The following is an 862-nucleotide window of genomic DNA, read 5'->3' on the forward strand; positions in this document are numbered from 1 at the left end:
ACTGCGTATTTCACAAGATCAGGATGCGCGCATCGGGCACAAGAGCGCGGATTCCTCGTTTTTTGGCTACAAGACGCATATCGCCATGACCGAGGAGCGAATCATTACAGCAGCCATTGTCACTACGGGCGAGAAAAGCGATGGAAAGCAACTACAGACACTTATTGAAAAAAGCAAGGCTGCCGGAGTAAAAGTGAATACGGTAATTGGAGATATGGCTTATTCTGAGAGGTATAACCTCGCGTATAGCAAGGAAAACGACATCGAACTAGTCTCCAAGCTAAACCCGCAAATCACTCATGGCGTGCGTAAGAAGGAAGAAGAATTTGAGTTCAATAAAGATGCAGGAATGTACGTATGCAAGGCAGGCCATATGGCGATTCGCAAAGCTAGACAAGGGAAAAAGGGAATTGGAGAAAACCAAAGCGACACTTACTTCTTTGACGTTGAGAAGTGCAAACGGTGTCCGATAAAAGAAGGATGTTACAAGGACGGAGCAAAGAAAAAGACATACTCTGTGACGATAAAATCCAGTGAACACATAGAGCAAATGGCGTTCCAGGAAAGTGTATATTTTAAAGAGAAGGCGAAAGAACGCTACAAAATAGAGGCGAAGAACAGTGAGTTAAAGCATAGGCACGGGTACGACATAGCGACGTCCTCGGGTTTATCAGGTATGCAGATACAAGGGGCTATGGCGATTTTTGCAGTTAATCTCAAGAGAATATTGAATATGGCTGACTAAACAAGAGGTTTAACGGTATAAAAAATGCGACTCTATTCCCATAACTGGAATAGATGTCGCATTTTTTATACTCATAGCTAAGTCTTACTAGAAAATCGTAAGTTCTTCAGTGGCCTC

The 862-nt window shown here is 43.2% G+C and carries 1 protein-coding gene; it reads left to right on the forward strand.

The features are described from left to right. Positions 1 to 745 (forward strand): transposase (locus ACFO1S_RS21630; RefSeq protein ID WP_378127552.1); only part of this gene is annotated, 745 nt, incomplete at its 5' end. Positions 746 to 862: the final 117 nt, after the last annotated feature.

It is taken from the genome of Cohnella boryungensis (genome assembly GCF_042651945.1).
Classification (GTDB): domain Bacteria; phylum Bacillota; class Bacilli; order Paenibacillales; family Paenibacillaceae; genus Cohnella; species Cohnella boryungensis.